Source organism: Kitasatospora sp. NPDC047058 (genome assembly GCF_040643935.1).
Taxonomy (GTDB): Bacteria; Actinomycetota; Actinomycetes; order Streptomycetales; family Streptomycetaceae; genus Kitasatospora.
In genome coordinates this window covers 1-4,842 of sequence record NZ_JBEYVJ010000461.1, presented here as the reverse complement: position 1 = coordinate 4,842, position 4,842 = coordinate 1, and the positions used below count along the sequence as shown (strand labels likewise).

The 4,842-nt window shown below is 73.3% G+C and carries 7 protein-coding genes; 3 read left to right on the top strand and 4 right to left on the bottom strand.

Translation table 11 applies throughout. The annotated features are described in order from the left end of the window. A partial coding sequence (locus ABZ885_RS35410) for an SDR family NAD(P)-dependent oxidoreductase (protein ID WP_360198179.1) occupies nucleotides 1–570 on the top strand: 570 nt, incomplete at its 5' end. Nucleotides 571–884: 314 nt separating this feature from the next. Here ABZ885_RS35410 and ABZ885_RS35405 read toward each other — a convergent pair. Then, a complete protein-coding gene (locus tag ABZ885_RS35405) occupies nucleotides 885–1,376 on the bottom strand; it encodes an HPP family protein (RefSeq protein ID WP_360198176.1) in 492 nt (163 codons plus the stop codon). 348 nt (nucleotides 1,377–1,724) lie between these two features. On the opposite strand from ABZ885_RS35405, the gene ABZ885_RS35400 reads away from it, so the two are divergent. Then, nucleotides 1,725–2,066 carry a hypothetical protein gene (locus ABZ885_RS35400; RefSeq protein ID WP_360198173.1) on the top strand — a complete coding sequence of 114 codons (342 nt, stop codon included), beginning with the start codon at nucleotides 1,725–1,727 and terminating at the stop codon, nucleotides 2,064–2,066. A gap of 35 nt (nucleotides 2,067–2,101) precedes the next feature. Here the strand turns inward: ABZ885_RS35400 and ABZ885_RS35395 are convergent, their stop codons facing one another. Then, on the bottom strand, nucleotides 2,102–2,791 hold the full coding sequence (locus tag ABZ885_RS35395) for a TetR/AcrR family transcriptional regulator (protein WP_360198170.1): 690 nt from the start codon (nucleotides 2,789–2,791) through the stop codon (nucleotides 2,102–2,104). A 54-nt stretch (nucleotides 2,792–2,845) separates the two neighbouring features. On the opposite strand from ABZ885_RS35395, the gene ABZ885_RS35390 reads away from it, so the two are divergent. Next, nucleotides 2,846–3,964: an NAD(P)/FAD-dependent oxidoreductase gene (locus ABZ885_RS35390; RefSeq protein WP_360198167.1), complete on the top strand. Its 1,119-nt coding sequence runs from the start codon at nucleotides 2,846–2,848 to the stop codon at nucleotides 3,962–3,964. Nucleotides 3,965–4,012: 48 nt separating this feature from the next. Here ABZ885_RS35390 and ABZ885_RS35385 read toward each other — a convergent pair whose 3' ends face one another. Together ABZ885_RS35385 and ABZ885_RS35380 are read right to left on the bottom strand one after the other, a co-directional pair. After that, nucleotides 4,013–4,459, bottom strand: a complete 447-nt coding sequence (locus tag ABZ885_RS35385; RefSeq protein ID WP_360198164.1) for an NTP pyrophosphohydrolase — start codon at nucleotides 4,457–4,459, stop codon at nucleotides 4,013–4,015. Nucleotides 4,460–4,508: 49 nt separating this feature from the next. After that, the coding region (locus ABZ885_RS35380) for a phosphotransferase (protein WP_360198161.1) at nucleotides 4,509–4,842 on the bottom strand (334 nt) is incomplete at its 5' end.

Here is a 4,842-nt window from a genome sequence, read left to right as displayed (position 1 = left end):
GCCCCGCTCTTCGACGCTACCCCGCCCGGCAACAAATCGAAGACTCGTCCGGAGGCGAAGCATGACGCGGCGAGCGTCCGGGACTGCGCGGACCGGCTCGCGGCCGACGGCGTCACCGTCGGCATCCTGGTGAACAACGCCGGGATCTACCCGACCGAGCCGTTCTTCTCGCTCGACGAGGAGATCCTCACCGAGTCGCTGCAGGTCAACCTGCTCGGCGCCTTTCGCACCTGCCAGGCGTTCGTGCCGGACATGGTCCGGCGCGGCTACGGCCGGGTGGTGAACATCTCCTCCGGGGGCGGCGTGCTCACCGACAACATCCCCTCGCCCGCCGCCTACGGCATCGCGAAGGCCGCGCTCAACGCGCTGACCCTCGTCGTCTCGGCCGCGGTCACGCCGGCGGTCAAGGTCAACGCCGTCTGCCCGGGCTGGGTCCGTACCGACATGGGCGGGCCGGGAGCGCCGCTGAGCGTCGGGCAGGGCGCCGACACCGTGGCCTGGCTGGCCCTCCTCCCGGACAACGGTCCCACCGGTGGGTTCTTCCGGAACCGCCACCGGATCCCGTGGTGACCAGGACGGTGGAGGGGGACGGTCCCGCGGCCTCCGGAGGCCCGTCGGCGCGCGGTGTGCCACCGTGGAGATCCGGGGGAGCGCACCGTCGCGAGAGGAGTGGTCATGTCATCGAAGCGGCGCCGCAAGAAGAAGGCACGGGCCAGGCGCGGGGCCAATCACGGCCGCCGCCCCCAGTGCTGAGGAGTACCCCTGAGCGGTACTCCCCGTGCAGTACTCCGACGGTCACCGGAGGCGCGGCGAGGCGCCTCCGGTGACCGTCGGCACGTTCCGCCCGCGCACTCCGTACGGCGGCGGGCTCGCCGGCGGCGGATTCACCAGGTGACGGGGTAGCGCACGGGGTGCCCGCCGATCCGGCCCGGCAGCAGGCCGATCGCCACCAGCAGCACGGTGGAGAGCGCCAGCAGTGGCAGGAAGTGGGCCGGCTGCGGGGCCTGCAGCACCACGATCACGGCGGTCGCGGCGGCGGGGGAGTGCGAGAGGTGGGTCAGCATCATCACGCCCAGCGAGAGCCCGGCCGCGACGGCCGCGCCCCACCCGGTGCTCCCGGTCACCGCGAGGGTGGCGAACCCGATCACCGCGGAGATCAGCTGGCCGCCGACCAGGTTCCGCGGCTGCGAGATCGGCAGCCCGGGCGCACCGTGCACCAGCGCCGCGCTGGCGGCCAGCGGCGGGATCAGCAGCGGCTGCCGGAGCACCACCCCGACCCCGACCAGTACGAGCAGCGCGCCGATCGCAAAGGTGGTGGCGCGGAGCACGTGCAGGGGGTGCGGACGGGTGCGGGCGGCAGGCGGCGGCGTGGTCATGCGGACTCCGGGCAGGGCTGGACAAGGACCTGCAGATGATAAACAGATTGTTGATTGAATGCTGAAGCGCTGCCTCAGAGGCAACCGGCTTGACATCCGAGCCCGGGGCTCGGTGGCGCCGCCCGCCGGACGGCGTCCGCGGGCCGGCCGCGGGTCGGCCGGTCCGGCAAAGGCTCACTGTGTTGGCCCGGCGCCGGCCGAGCCGGTGGACCCGACACTGCGTCAACCCGCCCTGGCCGGCCGGTCGGTCGTTCCCGAACGGTGGTGGGTCGCACGGCATGCACCGCTGAATTACGTGTGCTATGACTGAAAAAAAGCAGTGCGAAACGGGGGCATTGGAGGGTCGACATGACGGATGCAGCTTTTGCCAAGCTTTTGTCTCTTGAGGCGAAAAGGGTTCAGGATCCGGATGGCGCGGACGAGATCCTCGTCAGCAGGGGTGACGGCGGCGTCTTCGACAGGGTGCGGATGCGGCAGGGCGACGTGTTCGAGTTCGACGAGCGGTTCGTGCCGTTCGTCGACCAGGCGCCGATCGACATCGTGCTGCACGAAGTGAACGAGGCGACCGGCCAGGCCAGCTTCATCGGCGGAGCGGGAATCGTCGCCGCCGAGCTGGGCCTGGGGGAGCGGAAGCAGGCAATCGGCGCACTATCACTCTCCCTGTACGAACTGACGTACAAAGTCCTCTGACGATTCGCCGTCGGAACGCCGGCCGGAGCCGAGCGTCACGCCGGCGGGGTGAGTCTGACGGCCACGGCGTCGAGGACCCATTCCAGGCCGGTCGCGAAGGACGTCTCGGCGTCCACGTCCGTGCCGTCGTGCACGGCCTTGGACAGTGCCGGGAAGCGGCCGGTGGCCAACATCCGCATCACGTGCGGGCCGGAGGCGCGCCGCCAGTCCTGCTTGGACAGGCCGGTGGCGCGCTCGGCCCGAAGGTTCGCGATCTCGCGCCTGATCGCGCCGATGACGTAGGCACTGACGGTCTCCACGGCGCGCATGACGGTGTCGACGTCGGCGAGCCCGTCGAGGGCGGCCAGCTTGGCCTCGGTCACGGCGAGGCCGTTCGGGCCAAGGGTCGGGCGGCCGCCGAGCAGGTCGGCCAGCCAGTCGTGGCGGAGGGCGGCCCCTCTGGTGCGGTGGGCGAGGACGCGCTGCGCCTCGCGCCAGTCGCCGGGCTGCTCCCCGGGGAGGATCTCGGCCTGGACCTCGTCCACCATGAGGTCGAACAGCTCCTCCTTGGTGGCGATGTATCCGTACAGCCGCATCGGGCCGGCGTTCAGCCGGGCGGCGACCTTGCGCAACGACACCGCCTCCAGGCCGCCCTCGTCGGCCAGCGCGACGGCGGCGGCGACGATCCGCTCCCGGTCGAGCGGCACGGGGCGAGCCGACGGCTCCGGCCGGTCCCACACAGTCATGAATCCCACCGTTCTCTTGCGATGCATCGTATCCGGGAAATACGGTGTATCGACATGAGACATCGTATCGCCGTGGTCGGGGGCGGCCCGGCCGGCCTCACCTTCGCCCGTGTCCTGCACCGCCACGGCCACCCCGTCGCCATCCTCGAACGCGATCCCGCCCCCGATGCCAGGCCCCCGGGCGGGACGCTGGACCTGCACGAGGGGATGGGCCAGCTCGCGCTGGAGAAGGCCGGGCTGCTGGCGGAGTTCGAGGCGCTGTCCCGCCCCGAGGGGCAGGCCATGCGCATCCTGGACACGGACGGGACCGTCCTGCGCAACTGGCACCCCGGTCCGGACGACCGGGCCAACCCCGAGATCGACCGCGGTCAGCTCCGCGACCTGCTGCTCGGCCCGCTCGACGTCCAGTGGGGCCGGCGCGTGACGCAGGTGGTGCCGGGGGCCGGGGACGGCGTACGGGTCCACTTCGCGGACGGGCGGCAGGAGACGTTCGACCTCGTGATCGGCGCGGACGGCGCCTGGTCCCGGACCCGCCCGGCCGTCTCGCCGGTGACGCCGCACTACACCGGCGTCACCTCGGTCGAGACCTCCCTCGACGACGTCGACACCCGCCACCCCGGCCTCGCCCGGCTGATCGGCGACGGTTCCATGGCGGTGTACGGCGTGAACCGGGCCGTCGTCGCCCAGCGCAACAGCGGCGGCCACGTCAAGGTGCACGCCAAGTTCCGTGCGCCGCTGGACTGGCACGCGGACCTGGACCTGGCCGACGTCGAGGCCGTGCGGTCGGGCCTGCTGGCCCTGTTCGACGGATGGGCCGCTCCCGTCCTCGACCTCCTCCGCCAGGGCACCGCCTTCGTCCACCGCCCCTTGTACGTCCTGCCCGTGTCCCACACCTGGACGCACGTCCCCGGGGTGACGCTGCTGGGCGACGCCGCCCACCTGATGCCCCCCTTGGGGGCGGGCGCGAACCTCGCGATGCTGGAGGGCGCCGAACTCGCCGAGGCCATCGCCACCGGCCCCGGAAGTCCGGACGAGGCCGTCCGCGCCTTCGAGGAACGGATGTGGGCACGGGCCGGCAGGTGGGCGAGGATCACGACGGACGGCCTGGAACGCCTGGTGAGCGCGGACCCCGCCGAAGCCGTCGCCCACTTCGACGAGGTCCAGCCGTCCTGACGGCCGAGCGTGAGAGCACCAACCGGCCCAGGGCCGGAAAGGGGGAGATCAGGCGGCCGGCCGGGCCGGCCACACCGACCGGGGGCCGAGGACGCCGGCCCCGAGTACGGTGACGCGGGCCCGCAGCCCGCGGTCGGCGGTGACGACCAGGCAGGTCCGCCCCGGCCGCGCGGCGAGGGCCTCCGCGACCAGCTCGACGATCCGGTCGTCGCCGGAGCCGGCCGCGGCCACGACCCGCACGAGCGGCACCTCCGCCACTCCGCGCGCGGCCCCCTCCACGACCAGCACCACCTCCACCGGTCCGGCCGGCGACCCGGCCCGGTCCGCCGGCCCTTCCAGCGCGACGTCGACCAGCGCGTCCCGCAGCCGTTCGGCCGCCCCGCGCCGGTCGCGCCACCAGCCGTCGGGCACCGAGCCCACCACGTTGGCGCCGTCCACCACCAGCAGCGGCACCTGCGCCCCGTCGCCGCCGCGGGCGGCGTCATCTCCACTCATGCCCGCAGCCTCCCACGCGGCTCCCCGCCCGGCCCGCGGGACCTGGCGGTCAGTCCGACAGCTCCCACAGGAGCCGGTAGTACGCGATCCGCTCCTCGTCCCGCGCGACCCCGTACGCGTCGAGCAGCGGGCGCTCCCAGCCCGGGCCGTAGTTCCACTGCGTGCTCCAGGTGGCGATGGCCAGGTCCGCCCACCGGTCGGCGACGCCCAGCGCGCCGAGGTCGACGTGCCCGCTGTACCGGCCGTCGTCGCCGACCAGGGTGTTGGGGGCGCAGGCGTCGCCGTGGCAGACCACGGGCACGTCGACCGGCGGCACGTCGGCGAGCAGTTCCAGCGCCCGCTCGACGCTCCCGGCGGGCCGGATGTCCGGGTGCCAGTCGGCC